The organism is Streptomyces sp. NPDC053665, assembly GCF_055585285.1.
Genome location: NZ_JBVJKK010000005.1, coordinates 622,592 through 643,990, shown reverse-complemented (window position 1 = coordinate 643,990; position 21,399 = coordinate 622,592). Strand labels below are relative to the sequence as shown.

Below are 21,399 nucleotides of genomic sequence, written 5' to 3'. Positions count from 1 at the left end.
CGTCACGGCGTTCGCCGGGACAAATCACCCCAAACGCCTTCCAACTCCCCCGCGTCTTTACCCTGTTCCGACTTCCGTTACACAACCGACGGACAGCCGAGTGCTGGCCGCAGGCTGCCTCGGACAGTGCCGTGACACGGCCTCCGTACCTTCGAAAACGTTCCCGGCCAACCCGGGACGACTGAGGACCACAGGCAGTGCACGGGCGGCGGGGAGCCGGCCCGGACGGGGAAACGGGAGGCGGTTCACCATGGCGCAGGGCGAGGTGCTCGAGTTCGAGGAGTACGTGCGCACCCGGCAGGACGCGCTGCTGCGCAGCGCCCGCCGCCTGGTCCCGGACCCCACCGACGCGCAGGACCTGCTCCAGACGGCGCTGGTGCGGACGTACGGGCGCTGGGAGACGATCGAGGACAAGCGGCTGGCGGACGCCTACCTGCGCCGGGTGATGATCAACACCCGGACCGAGTGGTGGCGGGCGCGGAAGCTGGAGGAGGTCCCGACGGAGCAGCTCCCGGACGCCTCGGTCGACGACGCCACCGAGCAGCACGCGGACCGCGCCCTGCTGATGGACATCCTGCGGGTGCTCGCCCCCAAGCAGCGCAGTGTCGTGGTGCTGCGACACTGGGAGCAGATGTCCACGGAGGAGACGGCCGCCGCCCTCGGCATGTCGGCCGGAACGGTCAAGAGCACGCTGCACCGGGCGCTCGCCCGGCTCCGCGAGGAGCTGGAGTCCCGCGATCTGGACGCACGCGCGCTGGAGCGTGAGGAGCGGGAGCGGTGCGCGGCCTGACCGGCGGGGGGTCCGCACGGACCCGCAGTGGCGTTCAGGCGGTGGGCACGGCACTGGCCGTGCCCACCGCCCTCGCCCTTTTGGTGTCGGGGTGCGGTGCGGGCGGCACCGGCGCCCGCGACGAGGGCCCGGCGCACGCCGACTCGGTGGCCGGCGCCGCCGCCGCCACGCCGTCCGCCGCACCGTCGAAGACGCCCGAGAACGTGAACGCGGTCGCGCTCCTCAAGGACGACCCGAAGGTCGCCCCCGAGGTGAAGCGCGACCTCAAGCCGTGCGTCGCCGACGAGTACCCGGTCGACGTCTCCTACGGCAACCTCACCGGCGGGTCGGCCGACGACATCGTGGTGAACGTGCTGACCTGCGGTGACGCGGTGGGTGTGGGCAGCTACGTGTACCGCGAGCACGACGGCTCGTACAAGAACGTGTTCAAGGCCGAGGAGCCGCCCGTCTACGCGGAGATCGACCGCGGCGACCTGGTGGTGACCAAGCAGGTCTACGAGCGGGGCGACCCGGTGTCGAGCCCCTCCGGCGAGCACGTGATCACGTACCGGTGGGCGTCCGGCCGCTTCACCGAGAAGTACCGCACGCACAACGACTACGGGAAGGTCGCCGGCGACAGCGCGACGCCGGTCCCCGCGAGCTGACGCGGGACGGCCGGCGGATCCGGTCGGTGACGGCCGGGCCGGTGAACGCGGCGCACGGCCCGTGCGTCCCAGTGAAGACAAGCACCCCACGGACCACGAAGGACTGAGAGCACCGGGATGGCAGAGCAGACCCACGTCCTGTTCGTCGAGGACGACGACGTCATCCGCGAGGCCACGCAGCTCGCCCTGGAACGGGACGGCTTCGCGGTCACCGCCATGCCCGACGGCCTGTCGGGCCTGGAGGCGTTCCGGGCGGACCGCCCCGACATCGCCCTGCTGGACGTCATGGTGCCCGGGCTCGACGGGGTCAGCCTGTGCCGCCGCATCCGGGACGAGTCGACCGTGCCCGTCATCATGCTGTCGGCCCGCGCCGACTCCATCGACGTCGTCCTGGGCCTGGAGGCGGGTGCCGACGACTACGTGACCAAGCCGTTCGACGGGGCCGTGCTGGTCGCCCGGATCCGCGCGGTGCTGCGCCGCTTCGGGCACGCAGGCGGCGACCGGTCCGCGGACCCGGCCGGCCCGGGCGGCGGCGGGGCGCTGACCTTCGGGGACCTGGAGGTGGACACCGAGGGCATGGAGGTGCGCCGGGCGGGCCGGCCGGTGGCGCTGACCCCGACCGAGATGCGGCTGCTGCTGGAGTTCTCCTCCGCGCCCGGCACCGTGCTCTCCCGCGACAAGCTGCTGGAGCGGGTGTGGGACTACGGCTGGGGCGGGGACACCCGCGTGGTCGACGTCCATGTGCAGCGGCTGCGGCAGAAGATCGGGCAGGACCGGATCGAGACCGTCCGCGGTTTCGGTTACAAGCTGAAGGCCTGAGCGGGGTATGAGGGGGCACTTCCGGCGGCTGGTCGCCGCGGGGCTGGAGCGCGCGGGGATCCGCACGGGTCTGAGATGGAAGCTGAGCGCGGCCATCGCGCTGGTCGGGGCGCTGGTGGCCGTCGCGCTGAGCCTCGTGGTGCACAACGCCGCCCGGGTGTCGATGCTGGACAACGCCCGCGACCTCGCCGACGAGCGCATCATGATCGCCCAGCGCAACTTCGAGCTGTCGGGGCGGATGAACTTCCCCAACACGAAGATCAACGACCCGGCTCTGCCGCCGGAGCTGCGCGAGCGGGTCGAAGCGGGCCAGCGGGCGACCTACGTGGCCGACCGGCCCGGCGACGTGCCCGACATATGGGCCGCCGTGCCGCTGAAGAACGGGCAGGTGATGTCGCTGCACTCGGGCTTCACCGACCGCAGCTCCGACATCCTGCAGGACCTGGACCAGGCGCTGATCATCGGATCCATCGCGGTCGTCCTCGGCGGCAGCGCGCTCGGTGTGCTGATCGGCGGGCACCTGTCCCGGCGGCTGCGCAAGGCGGCCGTCGCGGCGAACCAGCTCGCGGGCGGCGAGACGGACGTCCGGGTGCGGGACGCCATGGGCGGGGTCGTGCGGGACGAGACCGACGACCTGGCGAGCGCCGTGGACGCCATGGCCGACGCCCTGCGCCAGCGCATCGAGGCCGAGCGGCGGGTCACCGCGGACATCGCGCACGAGCTGCGCACCCCCGTGACCGGGCTGCTGACAGCCGCCGAACTGCTGCCGCCCGGCCGCCCGACCGAGCTGGTGCTGGACCGGGCCAAGGCCATGCGCACCCTCGTCGAGGACGTGCTGGAGGTGGCCCGGCTGGACGGCGCCTCGGAGCGGGCGGAACTCCAGGACCTGATGCTGGGCGAGTTCGTCGCCCGGCGGGTGGCGGCCAAGGACCCCGGCATCCAGGTGCGGATCGTGCACGAGTCGGAGGTCACCACCGACCCCCGGCGGCTGGAGCGCGTGCTGTTCAACCTGCTGGCCAACGCGGCGCGGCACGGCAAACCGCCCATCGAGGTCACCGTCGAGGGCCGGGTCATCCGGGTGCGCGACCACGGGCCGGGCTTCCCGGAGGACCTGCTCGCCGAGGGGCCGAGCCGCTTCCGCACCGGCAGCGCGGACCGGGCCGGGCACGGGCACGGCCTGGGCCTGACCATCGCTGCCGGCCAGGCCCGGGTGCTGGGCGCCCGGCTGACCTTCCGCAACGTCCGCACCCCGGGCGCGGCCCAGGACGTGCGGGCCGAGGGGGCGGTGGCGGTGCTGTGGCTGCCGGAGCATGCGCCGACGAACACCGGCAGCTACCCGGTGCTGCCGGCCTCGTAGGACGGGTACCGGTGCGCGGTCAGCAGGACCAGTCCTGGTCCGGGTCGAGGCCGCCCTCGCGGGGCTGGGTGAAGGAGAACCAGTTGCCCGAGTCGTCGCGGAACAGCGCCTCCGTGCCGTAGGGGCGCTCCTGCGGCTCCTGGAGGAACTCCACGCCCCGGTCCTTGAGCTTCCGGTAGTCGCCGTGGATGTCGTCGGTGGTCAGCACGCCCGCGCCGAGCACTCCCTTGGTGACCAGCTTCTTGAGCATCTCGGCGGACTCCGGGTCCATCGCGGGCCCGCTCGGCACCATCAGGGTGAGCTCCACGTCGGGCTGGTTCGGCGCGCCGACCGTGAGCCAGCGCATGCCGCCCTCCCCCATGGTCATGTCCGTACGGACCTCCAGACCCAGCTTCTCCGTGTAGAACTCCCTGGCCCGGTCCTGGTCGAGGACCCAGACGGTCGAGATGGCGAGACCCTTGATCATGGCGTGCTCCTGCTGCTCCGCGGCGGTCGCTGCTTGCCCTGCCACGGTAGGCAGCGGGTCCGTCAGCCCGCTTCTCCGGAATTGCTCTCCTTGCGGGGAGCGGGCCCGGCGCCGGGGCCGGAGCGGAATCCGCCCGCCCAGAGCATCGCGTAGCAGCCGGGGACGAGGGCGGCTCCTCGGCCGACGTGCCGGGTGCGGTACTCACTCGGGGTCAGCCCGGTCCAGGCCTTGAAGCGCGCCGAGAAGGTGCCGACGCTGCTGAAGCCGACCAGGTGGCAGATCTCCGTGACGGAGAGGTCGGCGGTGCGCAGCAGGTCCTCGGCCCGTTCTATACGGCGGTGGGTGAGGTACTGGCCGGGGGTCTCGCCGTAGGCCTCCTTGAAGGCCCGGAGGAAGTGGTACCGCGAGTACCCGGCGTGCGCGGCGACGGTGTCCAGGTCGAGGCCGGGGTCGGCCCAGTCCCGGTCCATGGCGTCCTTGGCGAGCCGCACCTGCCGCGTCCTGTCCATGCGACCGATGGTGGCACGGGGGTCTGACAGCGGCCCCTGGCGCAGCGGCGGGCCCGGACCTCAGCGCCGCCCGGCACGTCGCACGGGACGCGCCTGGGCGGCCCCCCCCCCAGAACGGGTTCGAGGCCGGCCAGGACCCGTCCAGACGCTGCTTCCCGTGGTGCTCGAAGGGGTGCAGCCACGCGCTCACCCCGGCCGGCCGTGCCGGTTCGAGGTGGTGGAAGCGGTGGCGGCCGCGTGGCTCCTCGCGCACAGGCTGGGCCGGTACGGGCACCCGCCAGGCGTCCCGGAGGGCCCCCGCGAGGCACGGCGAAGGCCCCGGGCAGCGCAGCCGCCCGGGGCCTTCGTGGGGGATCGGTCAGCCGGCCGGCCGACGTGTCGGTCCTCGCCCGGTCCGGCGGTCACGGTCCGCGTCCGTCAGGTCCGTCGGGTCGGCCGGGTCCGCCGGGTCCGTCGGCGACGCCTCGGTCAGAGCGCCTCCGCCAGCGGTGCCTGGGTCGCGGGGGCGCCCGGCGTGCCGTCCTCCGGGGCCTTCGGGCCCGCGCCTCGCAGCGGCACCTCCTTGACGAACACCGCCGCCGCCAGCGCGAGCACCGCGATCACGGCCCCGAGCAGGAACGCGGAGTGCGTGCCGGCGGACACCGCGTGCTGGTACGCCTCCCGTGCCGCCTCCGGCAGCTTCGCCAGGCTCGCCTGGTCCAGCTGCGCCGACTGCTCGGTCACCTTGGAGCCCAGCGCCCCGGCCCGCTCGGCCATGACGTCCTGGACACGGTGGTTGAACAGCGCGCCCATGATCGCGACACCGAAGGAGGAACCCAGCGTCCGGAACAGCGTCGTGGACGAGGACGCGACCCCCATGTCCTTCATCTCCACGCTGTTCTGCGCCACCAGCATGGTGATCTGCATCAGGCAGCCCATGCCGAGGCCGACCACGGCCATGAAGACGCCGGAGGTCACCCGCGACGTACCGGTGTCCATCGTGGACAGCAGGTAGAGGCCGACGATCATCAGCACGCTGCCGAGCACCGGGAACACCTTGTACCTGCCGGTGTTCGTGGTCACCCGCCCGGCGACCATCGAGGTCACCAGCATCGCGCCGAGCATCGGCAGCAGCAGCAGACCGGAGTTCGTCGCGGTGGCTCCCTGCACGGCCTGCTGGTAGAAGGGCAGGAACAGCGTCGCACCGAACATCACGAAGCCCGTGATGAAGCCGATGAGCGACATCAGCGTGAAGTTGCGGCTGCGGAAGATGTGCAGCGGCACCACCGGCTCCGCCGCCTTGGTCTGCCAGAAGACGAACCCGACCAGCGCGGCGACGCCGATGCCGATGAGCTCCATGATCCGTGCGGAGTCCCAGGCGTACTCCGTGCCGCCCCACGTGGTGACGAGCACGATCGCGGTGATGCCGACGGTCAGCAGCGCGGCACCCAGGTAGTCGATCCGGGCCTGCGCCCGCTTCTTCGGCAGGTGCAGCACCGCGCTCACGGCGACCAGGGCGACCACGCCGAGCGGCAGGTTGATGTAGAACGCCCAGCGCCAGCCCCAGTTGTCGGTGATCGTGCCGCCGACCAGGGGGCCGCCGATCATCGCCAGCGCCATGACGCCGGCCATCATCCCCTGGTACTTGCCGCGCTCCCGGGGCGGGATCAGGTCACCGATGATCGCCATGACGCCGACCATCAGACCGCCGGCGCCCAGACCCTGGACGGCGCGGAAGCCGATCAGCTGGCCCATGTCCTGGGCCATGCCGCTGAGCATCGAGCCGATCAGGAAGATGACGATGGACGACAGGAACGTGCCCTTGCGGCCGTACATGTCGCCGAGCTTGCCCCACAGCGGGGTGGAGGCCGCGGTGGCGAGCGTGTAGGAGGTGACCACCCAGGAGAGGTGCTCCAGACCGCCCAGCTCGCCCACGATCGTCGGCATCGCCGTACCGATGATCATGTTGTCGAGCATCGCGAGCATCATCGCGATCATGAGCGCGAGCAGGACGACCCGCACGCTTCTCGGTTGCTTCCCCCCGCTGTCGGCGGCGATCGCCGCCGATGTGTCCGTTGTGTCCGCCATCGCTTCCCACTCCCCCAGCAACTGCTACTTACTTGCCGACCGGCTAGTGACTACACTCGGAAGCTAGCGGCGCACTAGCCGGTCGTCAAGTAAGTTTTCTGGAAAGCGGGCGGCGTAGGAGGATGGGCGGCACCATGGACGGCACCAGGCAGCGGCGCCGCGGGGACACCCGCCGGCGCATCCAGGACGTGGCCCTCGAACTCTTCGCGGAGCAGGGCTACGAGAAGACATCCCTGCGGGAGATCGCCGAGCACCTGGACGTCACCAAGGCGGCCCTGTACTACCACTTCAAGACGAAGGAAGAGATCCTCGTCAGCATCTTCGAGGACCTCACGCAGCCCATCGAGGACCTGATCGACTGGGGCCGCCGGCAGCCGCACACCCTGGAGACCAAGCAGGAGATCGTCCGCCGCTACGCCGACACGCTGGCCCAGGCGGCCCCGCTGTTCCGCTTCATGCACGAGAACCAGGCCACGGTGCGCGAGCTGCGCATCGGCGAGTCCTTCAAGGAGCGCATCCGCAGCCTGCGCGACATCATCGTCGACCCGGACGCGGACCTGGTCGACCAGGTCCGCTGCGCCAGCGCGATCTTCACGCTGCATGCCGGGATGTTCCTGCTCCAGGACATGGGAAACGACCCCGAGGAGAAGAGCAGAGCCGTCCTCGAGGTCGCCACGGACCTGGTGGCCCAGGCCCACCGCGGAGCGGCGGGATCCTAGGGCCGGGGGGTCAGGTCAGACCGTCACGCCCTTGGCGCGCAGGAACTTGACCGGGTCGACCGCCGAGCCGTAGTTCGGGGTCGTGCGGATCTCGAAGTGCAGGTGCGGACCGCTGGAGTTGCCGGTGTTGCCGGACCGCGCGATCTCCTGGCCGGTCTTGACGATCTGGCCGATGTGCACCTTGACCTTCGACAGGTGGGCGTACTGGGAGTACGTGCCGTTGCCGTGCTTGATGACGATGGCGTTTCCGTAGGCGGGGCCGTCACCGGCGCCGTTGCCGCCGGCCTTGACCACGGTTCCGCCGTGGGTGGCGAAGACCTGGGTGCCGCTCGGCACCGCGAAGTCCTGACCGCTGTGCTTGTGCGCCCACATGCCGCCGTTCTGGGCGAAGCTCGCGGAGAGCTTGTACTTCTTCACCGGGTCGACCCAGGAGGGCGCGGCCTTCTTCGCGGCGGCCTTCTCGGCGGCCGCCTTCACGGCGGCGGCCTTGGCGGCCTTCTCGGCCTTTAGGGCCTCGGCCTTGGCGGCCTTGGCCTGGGCGGCGGCCTGCGCCTGGACGGCGGTGGCCGCGCCGGACGCGGCCGTGGTGTCGGCGGCGGACGCGACCCCGGCCCCCAGTGCGACCGAGACACCGAGGCCGGCGGCCAGCACGGTCGCACGGGTGCGGAGCTGGGACGTACGGGAAGAACGGGACGTGACGCGCTGGGACATCGAAACCTCGTATGGAAGGGGACGGAGAAAACCACCCGGCGCACTGTCGCTCGCCGTGTGGCCATCCCTTGGTAACCCGAAGTCCGACAAACGCCCAAAAGCGTGATCTACGGCCGAAGTTAGTACGTTGGCACCGTGTTCCACGTCTCTTGACACAGTGCTCATTCGGGACAAATACCGGCATTGGCCAGCTCTTCGTCACCCTCCCCCGGGGGCGATTTCCCTTCCTTGCGGCCCGTTCGCCACTATTCCGGCTAGTACCGGACATATCGCCTGTGCGGCATGTCACCGGTGGCCCACTTCGGCCATTCGGGAAATGTGGCGCACGCCTCTAGGCACCTACCGTCCGGTAACCCTACGGTTCCCCTCGCGCCACCCTCGCGCACAAGCATGCACACGACATGTTGGCAGCGTCACGGACGTGAGAGGACCCCCACGACATGCAGATCCGACGCCCCTGGTTGCGCCGCGCATCAGTGACCGCCGTCTCGGCGGCCGCCCTCGTGGCGATGGCCGCACCGGCCGACGCCACGACCGCCGACCGGGCCTCCACCGCCGCCGTGACCGCCACCGCGGCCACCGCGGCGGACGTCGACTACGGCACCTGGCAGAAGGACTGCCAGGCCGTGATGGACCAGGCGCTGCCCTATCTCCAGCAGCGGATCGCGGCGACGAAGCCGGGCGAGAAGCAGGCCATCGTCTTCGACATCGACAACACGACGCTGGAGACCGACTTCGGCTTCAGCTACCCGCAGCCGGCCAACAGGCCGGTCCTGGAGGCCGCCAGATACGCCCAGGAGCGCGGAGTGGCCCTGTTCTTCGTCACCGCGCGCCCGGACATCGTCTACGCCTTCACCGACTACAACCTCAAGCAGGCCGGCTACCGCGTCTCCGGCCTGTACGTGCGCAACTTCATCGACCTGTTCAAGAACGTCGCGGACTACAAGACGGCCCAGCGCGTCTCGATCGAGAAGAAGGGCTACACGATCATCGCGAACATCGGCAACAGCGCCACAGACCTGTCCGGCGGCCACGCCGAGAAGGCGTTCAAGCTGCCGGACTACGGCGGGCAGCTGTCGTAGGGGCCCGGACACGCGGAAGGGGCCGGTGCCTTTCGGCACCGGCCCCTTCTCGTCGGACCGTGACGCTTACGCGTCCTTGCTCAGGTTCGGACCGGTGCCACCGGCCGCCTGCTCGATCGGCGGGACGTCCGGCAGGGCCGACTTCTCCTCGCCGCGGAAGGTGAAGGTCTTGGTCTCGCCCTCGCCCTCCGTGTCCACGACCACGATGTGACCGGGACGCAGCTCGCCGAAGAGGATCTTCTCCGACAGCGAGTCCTCGATCTCGCGCTGGATGGTGCGGCGCAGCGGACGCGCACCCAGCACGGGGTCGTAGCCCTTCTTGGACAGCAGCTCCTTGGCGGACTGGGAGAGCTCGATGCCCATGTCCCGGTCCTTCAGGCGCTCGTCCACCTTGCCGATCATCAGGTCGACGATCTTGAGGATGTCGTCCTGGCTGAGCTGCGGGAAGACGACCACGTCGTCGACGCGGTTGAGGAACTCGGGCCGGAAGTGCTGCTTGAGCTCGTCCTGGACCTTGTTCTTCATGCGCTCGTAGTTGGTCTTCGTGTCACCCGAGGCCGCGAAGCCCAGGTTGAAGCCCTTGGAGATGTCCCGGGTGCCGAGGTTGGTCGTCATGATGATGACCGTGTTCTTGAAGTCCACGACCCGGCCCTGGGAGTCGGTCAGGCGACCGTCCTCCAGGATCTGCAGCAGCGAGTTGAAGATGTCCGGGTGGGCCTTCTCGACCTCGTCGAAGAGGACGACCGAGAACGGCTTGCGGCGCACCTTCTCCGTCAGCTGGCCGCCCTCCTCGTAGCCCACGTATCCGGGGGGCGAACCGAAGAGACGGGAGACCGTGTGCTTCTCGCTGAACTCCGACATGTCGAGGGAGATCAGCGCGTCCTCGTCGCCGAAGAGGAACTCGGCGAGCGCCTTGGACAGCTCGGTCTTACCGACACCGGACGGGCCGGCGAAGATGAACGAGCCACCGGGGCGCTTGGGGTCCTTCAGACCGGCACGCGTACGGCGGATCGCCTTCGACAGCGCCTTGACGGCGTCGTTCTGGCCGATGACCCGCTTGTGGAGCTCCTCCTCCATGCGCAGCAGGCGGGAGGACTCCTCCTCGGTGAGCTTGAAGACCGGGATGCCGGTGGCGGTCGCGAGGACCTCGGCGATCAGCTCGCCGTCGACCTCGGCGACGACGTCCATGTCGCCGGCCTTCCACTCCTTCTCCCGCTTGGCCTTCGCGGCGAGGAGCTGCTTCTCCTTGTCGCGCAGGGAGGCGGCCTTCTCGAAGTCCTGCGAGTCGATCGCGGACTCCTTGTCGCGGCGGACACCGGCGATCTTCTCGTCGAACTCGCGCAGGTCCGGCGGCGCGGTCATCCGGCGGATGCGCATCCGGGAACCGGCCTCGTCGATCAGGTCGATCGCCTTGTCCGGCAGGAAGCGGTCCGAGATGTACCGGTCGGCCAGCGTGGCGGCCTGGACCAGCGCCTCGTCCGTGATGGAGACGCGGTGGTGGGCCTCGTACCGGTCGCGCAGACCCTTGAGGATCTCGATGGTGTGCGGCAGGGACGGCTCCGCGACCTGGATGGGCTGGAAGCGGCGCTCCAGGGCCGCGTCCTTCTCCAGGTGCTTGCGGTACTCGTCCAGCGTGGTCGCACCGATGGTCTGGAGCTCACCGCGGGCCAGCATCGGCTTGAGGATGGAGGCCGCGTCGATGGCGCCCTCGGCGGCACCCGCACCGACCAGCGTGTGCAGCTCGTCGATGAACAGGATGATGTCGCCGCGGGTGCGGATCTCCTTGAGCACCTTCTTCAGGCGCTCCTCGAAGTCACCGCGGTAGCGGGAGCCGGCGACCAGGGCGCCGAGGTCCAGGGTGTAGAGGTGCTTGTCCTTGAGGGTCTCGGGCACCTCGCCCTTGACGATGGCCTGGGCGAGGCCCTCGACGACGGCGGTCTTGCCGACGCCGGGCTCACCGATCAGCACCGGGTTGTTCTTCGTACGGCGGGACAGCACCTGCATGACCCGCTCGATCTCCTTCTCGCGCCCGATGACCGGGTCGAGCTTGGACTCACGAGCGGCCTGGGTGAGGTTCCGGCCGAACTGGTCGAGGACCAGGGACGTGGAGGGCGTGCCCTCGGCAGGACCGCCGGCGGTGGCGGTCTCCTTGCCCTGGTAACCGGAGAGCAGCTGGATGACCTGCTGCCGCACACGGTTCAGGTCGGCGCCCAGCTTCACGAGGACCTGGGCGGCGACACCCTCGCCCTCCCGGATCAGGCCGAGCAGGATGTGCTCCGTGCCGATGTAGTTGTGGCCCAGCTGAAGGGCCTCGCGGAGCGACAGCTCCAGGACCTTCTTGGCACGGGGGGTGAAGGGGATGTGGCCGGACGGGGCCTGCTGGCCCTGGCCGATGATCTCCTCCACCTGCTGGCGGACCGCCTCGAGCGAAATCCCGAGGCTCTCAAGGGCCTTGGCGGCGACACCTTCACCCTCGTGGATCAGGCCCAGGAGGATGTGCTCAGTGCCGATGTAGTTGTGGTTGAGCATCCGGGCTTCTTCCTGAGCCAGGACGACAACCCGCCGCGCGCGGTCGGTGAACCTCTCGAACATCGTTAATCGCTCCTCAGAGCGGTCAGGCAGTGGGGGGAACTTCCCCTCCCTGTCCTTCCGCAGCTTAGTCCCGCAAGCGGGGACCGCTCATTCCAACTGCCGACACCGGACCGAGAACCAACACTGCCTCCTGACCCCGAACGCCGACATCTCCTCCAACCCGATGGTGCGAGACGATGTTCCCGCAGGCCAGGCAGATACCCCACTCGCCAGTACGCCGATGGCGAACGTGAGACGTCCTTTCCTGCGTGTCGCCCCCTCCCACTAGGCATGTCTTACCCGCGCGGACCTCGAGTCCATGCCGGGCGCACCCTTCCCCTCCGCTACGGGCGAACAACCTTGCGCCTCCCCGAGCCCCCCGGACGCCCCCGTTCGGGCACTCTGTGCGCGCACGGCGCGACCCAGCGTAACCCGGAGGGCCTCGCGGCTGTTGCACTCGGCATGTCCGGCACCCCGCACGCTGTCGCCCCCGCCGCGTCCCGGCTCCTTCCGCTCCCCCGCCGGCCGCTCGATCCGGCCGCCCCCGGCGGGACGGGCCCACAGCCGGGCGACCGGGTCCGGCGGTGGTACGAGGACGGGCTGGGCTGGCCGACGGCGCCCGGGGAACCGCTGCGGCTGGTGGTGGGCGTGCGCTTCGACGTCCTGGACGTGCCGGTCGAGGCGGGCCGGGCCGCCCTGCGGCATCTGGCGCCCGGCTCCCCCGTGGCCGTCCAGGGTCCCCGCGCCCGGCTGCTGGTGGCGCCGGGCAGCGCGGAGGAGCTGCCGGGGCTGTTGGAGTGGCTGGACTGGGGGACGCTGCCGCTGGACCTGACGGCGGTCGGCACGGGGGGCCTCATGGAGGCGCCGCGGCCGGACGGGCCGGGCACGGGGGCGTGCCACGGGTCGGAGGGCCCCGGGGTGGTCACGAGGCGTCCCCGGTCCGGCGGGCGGGTCGGTTCCCAGGGGGCCGCCGTGTGGCTGCGGCCCCCCGAGCCGGGATGCGAGGTCGAGGCCTCGCTGCCGACGCTGTCGGCGCTGGGGGGCGGTGGGGATGCCCCCGATCTCGTACGGCTCGTGGACACGGTGGCCACGTGCTGCCACCGGATCCGGCTGCGGCGCGCGGGCGCCCGGCCACCGGCCTTGCCCGCGCAGGGCCGGTAGTGCCGCTGTTCAGCCGTTGGCCTTCTCGTACGCCTCGCGGATGGTCGCGGGGACCCGGCCGCGGTCGTTGACCTCGTAACCGTTCTCCTTCGCCCACGCGCGGATGGCCGCGGTGTCCTGGCTGCCGCCCGAGGCCGCGCGCGGCTTGCCGCGCCCGCCCGAGGCACGGCCTCCGGTACGACGACCGCCCTTCACGTAAGGCTCGAGAAGGTCACGGAGCTTGTCCGCATTGGCGGTGGTGAGATCGATCTCGTACGTCTTGCCGTCCAGCGCGAACGTCACGGTCTCGTCCGCCTCGCCGCCGTCGAGGTCGTCGACAAGAAGGACCTGAACCTTCTGTGCCACCGGATTTCCTTTCATCGATATCTTCAAGGGCCGGGGGAGTGCCGGCATCCGCCGTATCGCCGTCCCCTGTTATATGCAGTACTGCAGTACGTCGGAAAGCAAACCGCTTTTGCCGGAAAAACACAAACCCCCGGCAGAGACCGGTGGCCCCGACTCCGTCCGGAAACGTGCGCGTTTCGGACATAGGCGACCGGGGCAGGGTGGCCCCGCGGAATATGTCTTGACGAACCGGGCCGGGACCGCCTTCGCGGGGTGTGCCGTCGATCCCGGCGATCACAGATGCAGAAGCATCCGGCTGTTGCCCAAGGTGTTCGGTTTCACTCGTTCGAGACCGAGGAACTCCGCGACACCCTCGTCATAGGAACGCAGCAGCTCCGCGTAGACATCGGTGTCCACGGGCGTCTCGCCGATCTCCACGAAGCCGTGCTTGGCGAAGAAGTCGACTTCGAAGGTCAGGCAGAAAACGCGTCGAACACCGAGCCGTCGCGCGGTCTGGAGCAACTTCTCCAGCACCCGGTGCCCGACGCCCGAGCCCTTGAGGCCGGGCTTGACCGCGAGAGTGCGCACTTCGGCGAGGTCTTCCCACATCACGTGCAGTGCGCCGCAGCCGACGACCTCGGCGTTGTCGTCCCGTTCGGCGACCCAGAACTCCTGGATGTCCTCGTAAAGCGTGACCGTCGCTTTGTCGAGCAGGATGCCGCCGCGGACGTAGGCGTCGAGGAGGCGGCGCACCGCCGGGACATCGCTCGTGCGGGCCCGCCGGACGGTGATGGCTTTTGCGGTGGGTTCGGGGCTCTTCGCGGACATGCCGGGACGCTATCGCCCGCGGGGGTCCGAAGGGGAGGCGGGGTTCTGCGGGAGGTCTTCCGGGGGTGGTGCGGGTTGTGCCGGTGCGGGGGATTCCGGCGGCGCGGCGGGTTCCCGGGTTTCCGGGCCCTGCACGATGCGTACGGCATCGGTGAGCGCCTGGCGCTGTTCCTGGCTCATCATCCCGAAGAACGCGACGAGAGCGGCGGCGGGGTTGTCGCTCTGCGACCAGGCGTCGTTCATGAGGGCGGCGGCGTAGGCGGCCCGGGTGGAGACGGCCTCATATCGATAGGCACGGCCTTCCGCCTCGCGGCGCACCCAGCCCTTCTGATGGAGATTGTCCAAAACGGTCATCACCGTGGTGTAGGCGATGGACCGCTCCTTCTGGAGATCTTCCAGGACTTCTCGAACGGTCACCGGGCGGTTCCACTTCCACACCCGCGACATGACCGCGTCTTCGAGTTCTCCCAATGGGCGAGGCACCCTCAGCACAATAGTGGGAGAACTCGGTAATGGCGTGGCGGACGTGCGCTTCAGCGGCGAACGGGAACAAAAAGGGCGTACGACTCGGCCGAGCGGGCTCGTGGAGTCGTACGCCGTGAGGTGGGAGGGGTGCGGTCAGGCCTCGGCGCCGGGGGGCGTCGCGGAGGACGGGCGGGCGCCGTCCACGCGCGCGAGGGCGGCGTCCACGGCCGCGTCCTCCTTGGTCTTGTTGGCGCCGCCCTGGGTCTTCACGATCACCCGGATCACGCCGATGAAGAACGCGGCCATGACGACCGGGGGCAGGAGCGCGGAGACGTAGTCCATGGATCCAGGGTAGCCGTCAGCCCGCGGCGAGCTGCTGGGGGCTCGGCGGGGGCGGCGGGGCGGGCTTGCGGCGCGGGAAGACCTCGCCCGGGGTGGGGATCGGACGGGAGGGCTTCGGCGTGCCGGGACCGGGGGCCGGGGAGGGCGCGGGAGCGGGCTTGGCCGGGTCCGGCTTGCGCGCGGGCCTCTTCTCGGGCTGCCGGCCGACCCCGCCGGGCAGGGCAAGGAGGCGGGCGGGACCGGCGGTGCGGGCGCGGCCGCGCGTGCGGGAGGCCGGGACGGTGGCCGTGAGGGCCGCGGCCGGGGCGGTCCGGGGGGCCGGGGTGGTCGCACAGCGGTCCAGGAGGGCCGCCGCCGCGGGGTTGCCGCGCAGGGCGCGCAGGGCGGCCAGGTCGTCGGGGCCGGGGCGGTGGCCGGCGGCCAGGGCCTCGTCCAGCAGGGCGAGGTAGCCGGCCGCGGTGCCGGGGAGGGCCGCGCGGTACCGGCCCAGGTCGGCCACGAGGAAGGCGCGCAGCCTGGCTCCCTCCCGCTGGGCCTCGTCCAGCGACTCCGCGAGGCGGAGACAGTCGCGGACGTCGTCGGGCGTGGCGGGGGCGGGATGGAGGGCGAGGGCGAGAGCGCGGCGGAGCACACACAGCTCCTCCGGGCCGAACGCCATGCCGCCGCGGGATCCGTAGGGCGTGGGCATGCGGCGACGATACGCGCTAATCAGACAAATCGCGCATAGCGGGCGGGTGTGGCGGGGGCAACCACCCGCCTGGCCGGGCAGGGGACCGCACCCCGGCGCAGCGGCGGCGGGCCGTTCCGGCGCCCGGCCCTTGGCATGCGTGAACCAGACCACCGGCCGGGGCCCAGGGCGTGTCGGGAGCGGGGACCGCCGCGGGCCACGCCCGGCTGGGGGCGGGGCCGCGGCGGTCGGGGGCCCGGGGGGCGTTATCGGGGCGCGGCGTGTCGGACGGTCACAGGCGGGAGACGTTGCGCTCGTACACCAGGCGCAGGCCGACGAGGGTCAGCCACGGCTCGTGCTCGTCGATGACCGAGGACTCGCCCAGGACCATCGGGGCCAGGCCGCCCGTCGCGATGACGGTGACGTCGTCGGGGTCCTCCGCCAGTTCGCGGGCCACGCGATTGACGACGCCGTCCACCTGGCCGGCGAACCCGTAGACGATGCCCGACTGCATCGCCTCGACCGTGTTCTTGCCGATGACGCTGCGCGGCCGGGCCACCTCGATCTTGCGGAGCTGGGCGCCGCGGACGCCCAGGGCCTCGACGGAGATCTCGATGCCGGGGGCGATGACGCCGCCGACGTACTCGCCGCGCGCGCTGACCGCGTCGAACGTCGTCGCCGTGCCGAAGTCGACGACGATCGCGGGGCCGCCGTAGAGCTCGACCGCCGCGACCGCGTTGATGATGCGGTCCGCGCCGACCTCCTTGGGGTTGTCCATGAGGATCGGGACGCCGGTCTTCACGCCGGGCTCGACCAGCACCGCCGGCACGTCGCCGTAGTAGCGGCGGGTCACCTCGCGCAGTTCGTGCAGGACCGAGGGGACGGTCGCGCAGATGGCGATGCCGTCGATGCCGTCGCCGAGTTCGTCGCCCAGGAGCGGATGCATGCCCATCAGGCCCTGGAGGAGGACCGCGAGTTCGTCGGCGGTGCGGCGCGCGTCCGTGGAGATGCGCCAGTGTTCGACGATCTCGTCGCCGTCGAACAGGCCCAGGACGGTGTGGGTGTTTCCTACGTCGATCGTCAGCAGCATGGCCCTACCCGCTCCCCTACTCCGCCGGCCGCAGGTCCAGGCCGATGTCCAGGATCGGCGAGGAGTGGGTGAGGGCTCCGACGGCGAGGTAGTCGACGCCGGTGTCCGCGTACGCCCGGGCGTTGCCGAGGGTGAGCCGGCCGGAGGCCTCCAGGGCGGCGCGGCCCTGGACGATCGCGACGGCCTCCTCGCACTCGGCGGGCGTGAAGTTGTCCAGCAGGATCAGGTCGGCGCCGGCGTCCAGCACCTCGCGGAGCTGGTGCAGGGTGTCGACCTCGACCTCGATGGGGACCTCGGGGAAGCGTTCGCGCACCGCCTGGAAGGCCTCGGCGACGCCGCCCGCGGCGACCACGTGGTTGTCCTTGACCAGGGCCGCGTCCGACAGCGACATCCGGTGGTTGACGCCGCCGCCGCAGCGGACCGCGTACTTCTCCAGGCTGCGCAGGCCCGGGGTGGTCTTGCGGGTGTCGCGGACCTTGGCCTTCGTGCCGTCCAGGGCGTCCGCCCACGCGCGCGTGGCCGTGGCGACGCCCGACAGGCGGCACAGGATGTTCAGCGCGCTGCGCTCGGCCGTGAGCAGGTCGCGGGTGCGGGTGGTGACCGACAGCAGCTTCTGGCCCGCCTCCACGCGGTCGCCGTCCTCCGCGTGCCGCTCGATCTCCAGCTCCTCCTCGCAGACGACCGACACGACCGCCTCGGCGACGCGCAGTCCGGCCACGACGCCCGCCTCGCGGGCGGTGAAGTCGGCGGTGGCCACCGCGTCCTCGGGGATGGTCGCGACCGTGGTCACGTCCACGCCGTGCGCCAGGTCCTCCTGGAGGGCCACGTTGGCGATGTCCTCGACCTCGACGGGGTCGAGGCCGGCGTCGGCCAGGAGCTGGGCGAGCGCGGGGTCCAGCCCGCACTCCAGGTACGCCTCGTCGTCCGCGCCGCAGGCGCAGCCGTCGCCGCAGCCTCCGGAGGGGGCGAGGGGAAGGTCGTGGGTGCTCACGTCGGTCACTGCTCCTGGGGGGCCTGGGGCGGGCAAGTCGTAGGGAAGTGTGTGGTGTCCGTGGTGTGCACGGCCAGCGTGCGGTCGGGGTTGAGGCGTACGACGATGTGGCGGCGCCAGGCCGTGTCGTCGCGCTCGGGGCGGTCCTCGCGCCAGTGGCAGCCCCGGGTCTCCTCGCGCAGCCGGGCGGCGGCGACCAGGACGCGGGCCACGCACAGCAGGTTCGTGGCCTCCCAGGTGTCGGTGCCGGGCTCGGCCGTCTTGCCGTGCTCGGTGAGGGCCTCGCGGGCGTCCGCGTGCAGCCGCTCCAGCTGGTCGGCGGCGCGGGTGAGGGAGTCGGCGGAGCGCAGGACGCCCGCGCCGTTCGTCATGATCCGCTGGATCGTGAGGCGGGCCTCGGGGCTCTGCAGGGGGTGCTCGGGGATCTCGGGGTGCGGCAGGGGGTGCGGCACGCGCGCGTGCGGGCCGGCCGCGGCGATGTCGGCGGCGATGCGCTCGGCGTAGACCAGGCCTTCGAGGAGGCTGTTGGAGGCGAGGCGGTTGGCGCCGTGCACGCCGGTGCAGGCCACCTCGCCGCACGCGTACAGGCCGGGCACGGTCGTACGGCCGTGGGAGTCGGTGCGCACGCCGCCGGAGGCGTAGTGGGCGGCCGGGGCGACCGGGACGGGCTCGGTGACCGGGTCGATGCCGTGGGCGCGGCAGGCGGCGAGGATCGTCGGGAAGCGGCGCTCCCACATCTCGGCGCCGAAGTGCCGGGCGTCGAGGTACATGTGCTCGGCGCCGCGCTCCTGCATACGGCGCGTGATGCCCTTGGCGACGATGTCGCGGGGGGCGAGCTCGGCCAGTTCGTGCTGCCCGACCATGAAGCGCACGCCGTCGGCGTCGACCAGGTGGGCGCCCTCGCCGCGCACCGCCTCGGAGACCAACGGCTGCTGGCCCTCGGCGTCCGGGCCGAGGAAGAGGACCGTGGGGTGGAACTGGACGAACTCCAGGTCGCTGACCTCGGCGCCCGCGCGCAGGGCCAGGGCCACGCCGTCGCCGGTGGAGACCGAGGGGTTGGTGGTGGCGGAGAACACCTGGCCCATGCCGCCGGTGGCCAGCACCACCGCGGGGGCGTGCACGGCGCCGACCCCGTCGTGCTGGCCCTCCCCCATGACGTGCAGGGTCACGCCCGCCGTGCGTCCCTCGGCGTCGGTGAGGAGGTCCAGGACGAGGGCGTTCTCCACGGTGCGCATGCCGCGCGCGCGGACCGCCTCGACCAGGGCGCGGGAGATCTCGGCGCCGGTGGCGTCGCCGCCGGCGTGGGCGATGCGGCGGCGGTGGTGACCGCCCTCGCGGGTCAGTTCCAGTTCGCCCGCGGGGGACGCGTCGAACCGGGCGCCGGTCCCGATGAGGCGGCGCACCGCGTCGGGGCCCTCGGTGACGAGGATGCGGACCGCCTCCTCGTCGCACAGGCCCGCCCCGGCGACCAGGGTGTCCTCCAGGTGCTGCTCGGGGGTGTCGCCCTCGCCCAGGGCCGCGGCGATGCCGCCCTGGGCCCAGCGGGTGGAGCCGTCGTCGAGCCGGGCCTTGGTCACCACCACGGTGCGCAGCCCCGCGGCCTCGCAGCGCAGGGCGGCGGTCAGGCCCGCGACCCCGGAACCGACGACGACCACGTCCGCGGTGAGGGACCACCCGGGGGCGGGGGCGTGCAGTCGTATGCCTGTGGTGGTCACGAGGCGGCTCCGAGGGTTCCGAAGGTGAGCGGGATGTTGTCGATCAGCCGGGTGGTGCCGACCCGGGCGGCGACGGCGAGGACCGCCTCACCGGCGAAGTCCTCGCCGATCTCGGTGAAGTCGGACGGGTCGACCAGGGCGAGGTAGTCCAGCTTCAGCGGCGGGTCCAGCCGGGCGGCCTCGTCCAGGACCTGGCGGGCCGCCGCGCGGACGGCCGCGGGGCGGCCCGGGGCGGCCGTGGCGACCGCGTGCGTGTCGGCCGCCGCGCGGGACTCGCCGAGGGCGCTGAGCGCCTCGGCACGCGCGCGCGTGGCGGGCACCTCCCGGGCCCGGGCGCGCAGCGCCTCCTGCGCGGCGTGCCGGTCCCGGCCCGCGAACAGGGCCCGGGACAGGGCCAGGGCCGTGCGCCGCTCGGGGGCCGACAGGTAGCGGTTGCGGCTGGACAGGGCCAGTCCGTCCTCCTCGCGGACGGTGGGGACGCCGGCGATCTCCACGCCGAAGTTCAGGTCGCGCACCATGCGGCGGATCAGGGCGAGCTGCTGGGCGTCCTTCTGGCCGTACAGGGCGATGTCCGGGCGGGTGAGGTGCAGCAGCTTGGCGACGACGGTGAGCATGCCGTCGAAGTGGCCCGGCCGGGAGGAGCCCTCCAGGCGCTCGCCCATCGGTCCCGCGCTGATGCGGACCTGGGGCTCGCCGCCCGGGTAGACCTCCTCGACGGCCGGGGCGAACACGACGTCCGCGCCGGACCGCCCGGCCAGCGCGAGGTCGGCGTCCAGGGTGCGCGGGTAGCGGTCGAGGTCCTCGCCCGCGCCGAACTGCAGCGGGTTGACGAACACGGTGACGACGACCTCGCCGTCCGGCCCGGCCAGCTCGCGTGCGGTGCGCACGAGCGTGGCGTGGCCCTCGTGCAGGGCGCCCATGGTCATCACCACGGCGCGGCGGCCCTTGCGCACGCGTGCGTGCAGTTCACCGGCGGTGCGCAGCAGGGTGGTGGTCATCGGGTGTCCCCTTCGGTGCCGTCGGTCCCGTCGGTGCCGTGGGCGAGTACCCCGAGGAGGTCCTCGGCGAGTTCCGGCTTCAGCATTCCGTGCGCCAGGGCCCGGTCGGCGGTGGCGCGGGCCATCGCCAGGTAGCCGGCGACGGTCTGCGGGGCGTGCCGGCGCAGCTCGGTGACGTGCGCGGCGACCGTGCCCGCGTCCCCGCGCGCGACGGGGCCGGTCAGGGCCGCGTCGCCGGAGCGCAGGGCGTTGTCCAGGGCCGCGCCGAGCAGCGGCCCGAGCATCCGGTCGGGGGCGGAGACCCCGGCGGTGCGCAGCAGCTCCATGGACTGGGCGACCAGGGTGACCAGGTGGTTGGCGCCCAGGGCGAGGGCCGCGTGGTAGAGCGGGCGGTTCTCCTCGGCGATCCACTCCGGCTCGCCGCCCATCTCGATGACCAGGGCCTCGGCGGCCAGGCGCAGCTCCTCGGGGGCGGTGACGCCGAAGGAGCAGCCGGCCAGGCGCTGGACGTCCACGGGTGTGCCGGTGAAGGTCATCGCGGGGTGCAGGGCGAGCGGCAGGGCACCGGCGCGCAGGGCCGGGTCGAGGACGCGCGCCCCGTACCGCCCGGAGGTGTGGACGAGCAGCTGGCCCGGCCGGACGGAGCCGGTGTCGGCGAGGCCGGAGACCAGGCCGGGCAGGGCGTCGTCGGGGACCGTCAGCAGCACGAGGTCGGAGCGCTCCAGGACCTCGGCGGGCGGCAGCACCGGCACGTCGGGCAGCAGCTCGGCGGCGCGGCGGCGGGAGCGCTCGGAGACCGCGGAGACGGCGACCGGCCGGTGCCCGGCGAGCTGGAGGGACGCCGCCAGAGCGGGTCCGACGCGCCCGGCGCCGATGACGCCGACGGTGAGCCGTGCGGGGCGGTCCTTGGGGTCTGGCTGTGGGGTTGTGTTCACTCGACGGCGGCCTTCCCGTTCCAGTCCGCTCCGGGTACCGGACGATTTCTCGTCATGTTAACGCTATCGGTCGGCGGGGTGTCCGGCCGTCCACAGGCTGTGCACACCGTCCGGGGCCTCGCCCCCGGACGCGGTGAACGGCTGCGGA

General features: G+C 71.9%; 22 protein-coding genes. 7 read left to right on the top strand and 15 right to left on the bottom strand.

Annotated features, from left to right (window positions below; genetic code table 11):
* Positions 1 to 250 precede the first annotated feature (250 nt).
* The 4 genes from ACZ6ZN_RS23040 (at position 251) to cseC (ending at position 3,610) form a co-directional block, all read left to right on the top strand.
* Positions 251 to 790 carry a SigE family RNA polymerase sigma factor gene (locus ACZ6ZN_RS23040; RefSeq protein ID WP_398108755.1) on the top strand — a complete coding sequence of 180 codons (540 nt, stop codon included), beginning with the start codon at positions 251 to 253 and terminating at the stop codon, positions 788 to 790.
* Entirely contained in the window at positions 778 to 1,434 is a 657-nt protein-coding gene (locus tag ACZ6ZN_RS23035) for a hypothetical protein (RefSeq protein ID WP_451876295.1), read from the top strand. The genes ACZ6ZN_RS23040 and ACZ6ZN_RS23035 overlap by 13 nt, the downstream gene beginning before the upstream one ends.
* A gap of 117 nt (positions 1,435 to 1,551) precedes the next feature.
* Positions 1,552 to 2,253: a two-component system response regulator CseB gene (cseB, locus tag ACZ6ZN_RS23030; protein WP_451876294.1), complete on the top strand. Its 702-nt coding sequence runs from the start codon at positions 1,552 to 1,554 to the stop codon at positions 2,251 to 2,253.
* Positions 2,254 to 2,260: 7 nt separating this feature from the next.
* Complete coding sequence (gene cseC / locus ACZ6ZN_RS23025) at positions 2,261 to 3,610, top strand: two-component system sensor histidine kinase CseC (RefSeq protein WP_469648864.1); 1,350 nt, start codon at positions 2,261 to 2,263, stop codon at positions 3,608 to 3,610.
* Between the two features lie 19 nt (positions 3,611 to 3,629).
* On the opposite strand, the gene ACZ6ZN_RS23020 is transcribed toward cseC, so the two are convergent.
* From ACZ6ZN_RS23020 to ACZ6ZN_RS23010, 3 genes are all read right to left on the bottom strand, one after another.
* Positions 3,630 to 4,076 carry a VOC family protein gene (locus ACZ6ZN_RS23020; protein ID WP_469648972.1) on the bottom strand — a complete coding sequence of 149 codons (447 nt, stop codon included), beginning with the start codon at positions 4,074 to 4,076 and terminating at the stop codon, positions 3,630 to 3,632.
* A 62-nt stretch (positions 4,077 to 4,138) separates the two neighbouring features.
* A complete protein-coding gene (locus ACZ6ZN_RS23015) occupies positions 4,139 to 4,585 on the bottom strand; it encodes a helix-turn-helix transcriptional regulator (RefSeq protein ID WP_469648862.1) in 447 nt (148 codons plus the stop codon).
* Positions 4,586 to 5,053: 468 nt separating this feature from the next.
* The gene (locus ACZ6ZN_RS23010) at positions 5,054 to 6,652 is read right to left on the bottom strand and encodes an MDR family MFS transporter (RefSeq protein WP_451876291.1); all 1,599 of its coding nucleotides are present in this window, start codon (positions 6,650 to 6,652) and stop codon (positions 5,054 to 5,056) included.
* Positions 6,653 to 6,774: 122 nt separating this feature from the next.
* Between ACZ6ZN_RS23010 and ACZ6ZN_RS23005 the strand changes: the two genes are divergently transcribed.
* Positions 6,775 to 7,371, top strand: coding sequence for a TetR/AcrR family transcriptional regulator (locus ACZ6ZN_RS23005; protein WP_398108763.1), 597 nt, complete (start codon positions 6,775 to 6,777; stop codon positions 7,369 to 7,371).
* A 15-nt stretch (positions 7,372 to 7,386) separates the two neighbouring features.
* Here the strand turns inward: ACZ6ZN_RS23005 and ACZ6ZN_RS23000 are convergent, their stop codons facing one another.
* The gene (locus ACZ6ZN_RS23000; protein WP_398108764.1) at positions 7,387 to 8,082 is read right to left on the bottom strand and encodes a M23 family metallopeptidase; all 696 of its coding nucleotides are present in this window, start codon (positions 8,080 to 8,082) and stop codon (positions 7,387 to 7,389) included.
* A 440-nt stretch (positions 8,083 to 8,522) separates the two neighbouring features.
* Between ACZ6ZN_RS23000 and ACZ6ZN_RS22995 the strand changes: the two genes are divergently transcribed.
* Entirely contained in the window at positions 8,523 to 9,164 is a 642-nt protein-coding gene (locus tag ACZ6ZN_RS22995; protein ID WP_398108765.1) for an HAD family acid phosphatase, read from the top strand.
* A 66-nt stretch (positions 9,165 to 9,230) separates the two neighbouring features.
* Here the strand turns inward: ACZ6ZN_RS22995 and ACZ6ZN_RS22990 are convergent, their stop codons facing one another.
* Positions 9,231 to 11,756: an ATP-dependent Clp protease ATP-binding subunit gene (locus ACZ6ZN_RS22990; RefSeq protein ID WP_469648859.1), complete on the bottom strand. Its 2,526-nt coding sequence runs from the start codon at positions 11,754 to 11,756 to the stop codon at positions 9,231 to 9,233.
* A 441-nt stretch (positions 11,757 to 12,197) separates the two neighbouring features.
* Between ACZ6ZN_RS22990 and ACZ6ZN_RS22985 the strand changes: the two genes are divergently transcribed.
* Positions 12,198 to 12,896 (top strand): SCO3374 family protein, encoded by a 699-nt coding sequence (locus ACZ6ZN_RS22985; RefSeq protein ID WP_469648857.1) that lies wholly within the window; start codon positions 12,198 to 12,200, stop codon positions 12,894 to 12,896.
* A gap of 9 nt (positions 12,897 to 12,905) precedes the next feature.
* Here the strand turns inward: ACZ6ZN_RS22985 and ACZ6ZN_RS22980 are convergent, their stop codons facing one another.
* The 10 genes from ACZ6ZN_RS22980 to ACZ6ZN_RS22935 form a co-directional block, all read right to left on the bottom strand.
* Positions 12,906 to 13,241: a histone-like nucleoid-structuring protein Lsr2 gene (locus ACZ6ZN_RS22980; protein WP_398108768.1), complete on the bottom strand. Its 336-nt coding sequence runs from the start codon at positions 13,239 to 13,241 to the stop codon at positions 12,906 to 12,908.
* Positions 13,242 to 13,514: 273 nt separating this feature from the next.
* Entirely contained in the window at positions 13,515 to 14,048 is a 534-nt protein-coding gene (locus tag ACZ6ZN_RS22975) for an amino-acid N-acetyltransferase (protein ID WP_451876287.1), read from the bottom strand.
* 9 nt (positions 14,049 to 14,057) lie between these two features.
* Entirely contained in the window at positions 14,058 to 14,495 is a 438-nt protein-coding gene (locus ACZ6ZN_RS22970; RefSeq protein ID WP_451876286.1) for a BlaI/MecI/CopY family transcriptional regulator, read from the bottom strand.
* A gap of 171 nt (positions 14,496 to 14,666) precedes the next feature.
* On the bottom strand, positions 14,667 to 14,855 hold the full coding sequence (locus ACZ6ZN_RS22965; protein ID WP_469648854.1) for a hypothetical protein: 189 nt from the start codon (positions 14,853 to 14,855) through the stop codon (positions 14,667 to 14,669).
* A gap of 16 nt (positions 14,856 to 14,871) precedes the next feature.
* Positions 14,872 to 15,543, bottom strand: a complete 672-nt coding sequence (locus ACZ6ZN_RS22960) for a hypothetical protein (protein ID WP_469648852.1) — start codon at positions 15,541 to 15,543, stop codon at positions 14,872 to 14,874.
* Between the two features lie 271 nt (positions 15,544 to 15,814).
* On the bottom strand, positions 15,815 to 16,612 hold the full coding sequence (locus tag ACZ6ZN_RS22955; RefSeq protein WP_469648850.1) for a type III pantothenate kinase: 798 nt from the start codon (positions 16,610 to 16,612) through the stop codon (positions 15,815 to 15,817).
* Positions 16,613 to 16,628: 16 nt separating this feature from the next.
* Positions 16,629 to 17,603 carry a carboxylating nicotinate-nucleotide diphosphorylase gene (gene nadC / locus ACZ6ZN_RS22950; RefSeq protein WP_469648849.1) on the bottom strand — a complete coding sequence of 325 codons (975 nt, stop codon included), beginning with the start codon at positions 17,601 to 17,603 and terminating at the stop codon, positions 16,629 to 16,631.
* A 5-nt stretch (positions 17,604 to 17,608) separates the two neighbouring features.
* Positions 17,609 to 19,318 carry an L-aspartate oxidase gene (locus tag ACZ6ZN_RS22945; RefSeq protein WP_451876283.1) on the bottom strand — a complete coding sequence of 570 codons (1,710 nt, stop codon included), beginning with the start codon at positions 19,316 to 19,318 and terminating at the stop codon, positions 17,609 to 17,611.
* Positions 19,315 to 20,316, bottom strand: a complete 1,002-nt coding sequence (gene panC / locus ACZ6ZN_RS22940) for a pantoate--beta-alanine ligase (RefSeq protein ID WP_469648846.1) — start codon at positions 20,314 to 20,316, stop codon at positions 19,315 to 19,317. Before panC ends, ACZ6ZN_RS22945 begins: the two co-directional genes overlap by 4 nt.
* On the bottom strand, positions 20,313 to 21,251 hold the full coding sequence (locus tag ACZ6ZN_RS22935; protein ID WP_398108777.1) for a Rossmann-like and DUF2520 domain-containing protein: 939 nt from the start codon (positions 21,249 to 21,251) through the stop codon (positions 20,313 to 20,315). The genes panC and ACZ6ZN_RS22935 overlap by 4 nt, the downstream gene beginning before the upstream one ends.
* Between the last annotated feature and the right edge of the window lie 148 nt (positions 21,252 to 21,399).

Excerpts from the sequence above, each read along its gene's own strand:
- ACZ6ZN_RS23010 (WP_451876291.1), bottom strand. The coding sequence starts at position 6,652 with ATGGCGGACACAACGGACACATCGGCGGCGATCGCCGCCGACAGCGGG.
- cseC (WP_469648864.1), top strand. The coding sequence starts at position 2,261 with ATGAGGGGGCACTTCCGGCGGCTGGTCGCCGCGGGGCTGGAGCGCGCG.
- ACZ6ZN_RS22965 (WP_469648854.1), bottom strand. The coding sequence starts at position 14,855 with ATGGACTACGTCTCCGCGCTCCTGCCCCCGGTCGTCATGGCCGCGTTC.
- ACZ6ZN_RS22960 (WP_469648852.1), bottom strand. The coding sequence starts at position 15,543 with ATGCCCACGCCCTACGGATCCCGCGGCGGCATGGCGTTCGGCCCGGAG.
- ACZ6ZN_RS23015 (WP_469648862.1), bottom strand. The coding sequence starts at position 4,585 with ATGGACAGGACGCGGCAGGTGCGGCTCGCCAAGGACGCCATGGACCGG.
- ACZ6ZN_RS23000 (WP_398108764.1), bottom strand. The coding sequence starts at position 8,082 with ATGTCCCAGCGCGTCACGTCCCGTTCTTCCCGTACGTCCCAGCTCCGC.
- ACZ6ZN_RS22975 (WP_451876287.1), bottom strand. The coding sequence starts at position 14,048 with ATGTCCGCGAAGAGCCCCGAACCCACCGCAAAAGCCATCACCGTCCGG.
- ACZ6ZN_RS22985 (WP_469648857.1), top strand. The coding sequence starts at position 12,198 with ATGTCCGGCACCCCGCACGCTGTCGCCCCCGCCGCGTCCCGGCTCCTT.
- ACZ6ZN_RS22990 (WP_469648859.1), bottom strand. The coding sequence starts at position 11,756 with ATGTTCGAGAGGTTCACCGACCGCGCGCGGCGGGTTGTCGTCCTGGCT.
- ACZ6ZN_RS23005 (WP_398108763.1), top strand. The coding sequence starts at position 6,775 with ATGGGCGGCACCATGGACGGCACCAGGCAGCGGCGCCGCGGGGACACC.
- cseB (WP_451876294.1), top strand. The coding sequence starts at position 1,552 with ATGGCAGAGCAGACCCACGTCCTGTTCGTCGAGGACGACGACGTCATC.
- panC (WP_469648846.1), bottom strand. The coding sequence starts at position 20,316 with ATGACCACCACCCTGCTGCGCACCGCCGGTGAACTGCACGCACGCGTG.
- ACZ6ZN_RS23040 (WP_398108755.1), top strand. The coding sequence starts at position 251 with ATGGCGCAGGGCGAGGTGCTCGAGTTCGAGGAGTACGTGCGCACCCGG.
- ACZ6ZN_RS23020 (WP_469648972.1), bottom strand. The coding sequence starts at position 4,076 with ATGATCAAGGGTCTCGCCATCTCGACCGTCTGGGTCCTCGACCAGGAC.
- ACZ6ZN_RS22995 (WP_398108765.1), top strand. The coding sequence starts at position 8,523 with ATGCAGATCCGACGCCCCTGGTTGCGCCGCGCATCAGTGACCGCCGTC.
- ACZ6ZN_RS22970 (WP_451876286.1), bottom strand. The coding sequence starts at position 14,495 with ATGTCGCGGGTGTGGAAGTGGAACCGCCCGGTGACCGTTCGAGAAGTC.
- ACZ6ZN_RS22955 (WP_469648850.1), bottom strand. The coding sequence starts at position 16,612 with ATGCTGCTGACGATCGACGTAGGAAACACCCACACCGTCCTGGGCCTG.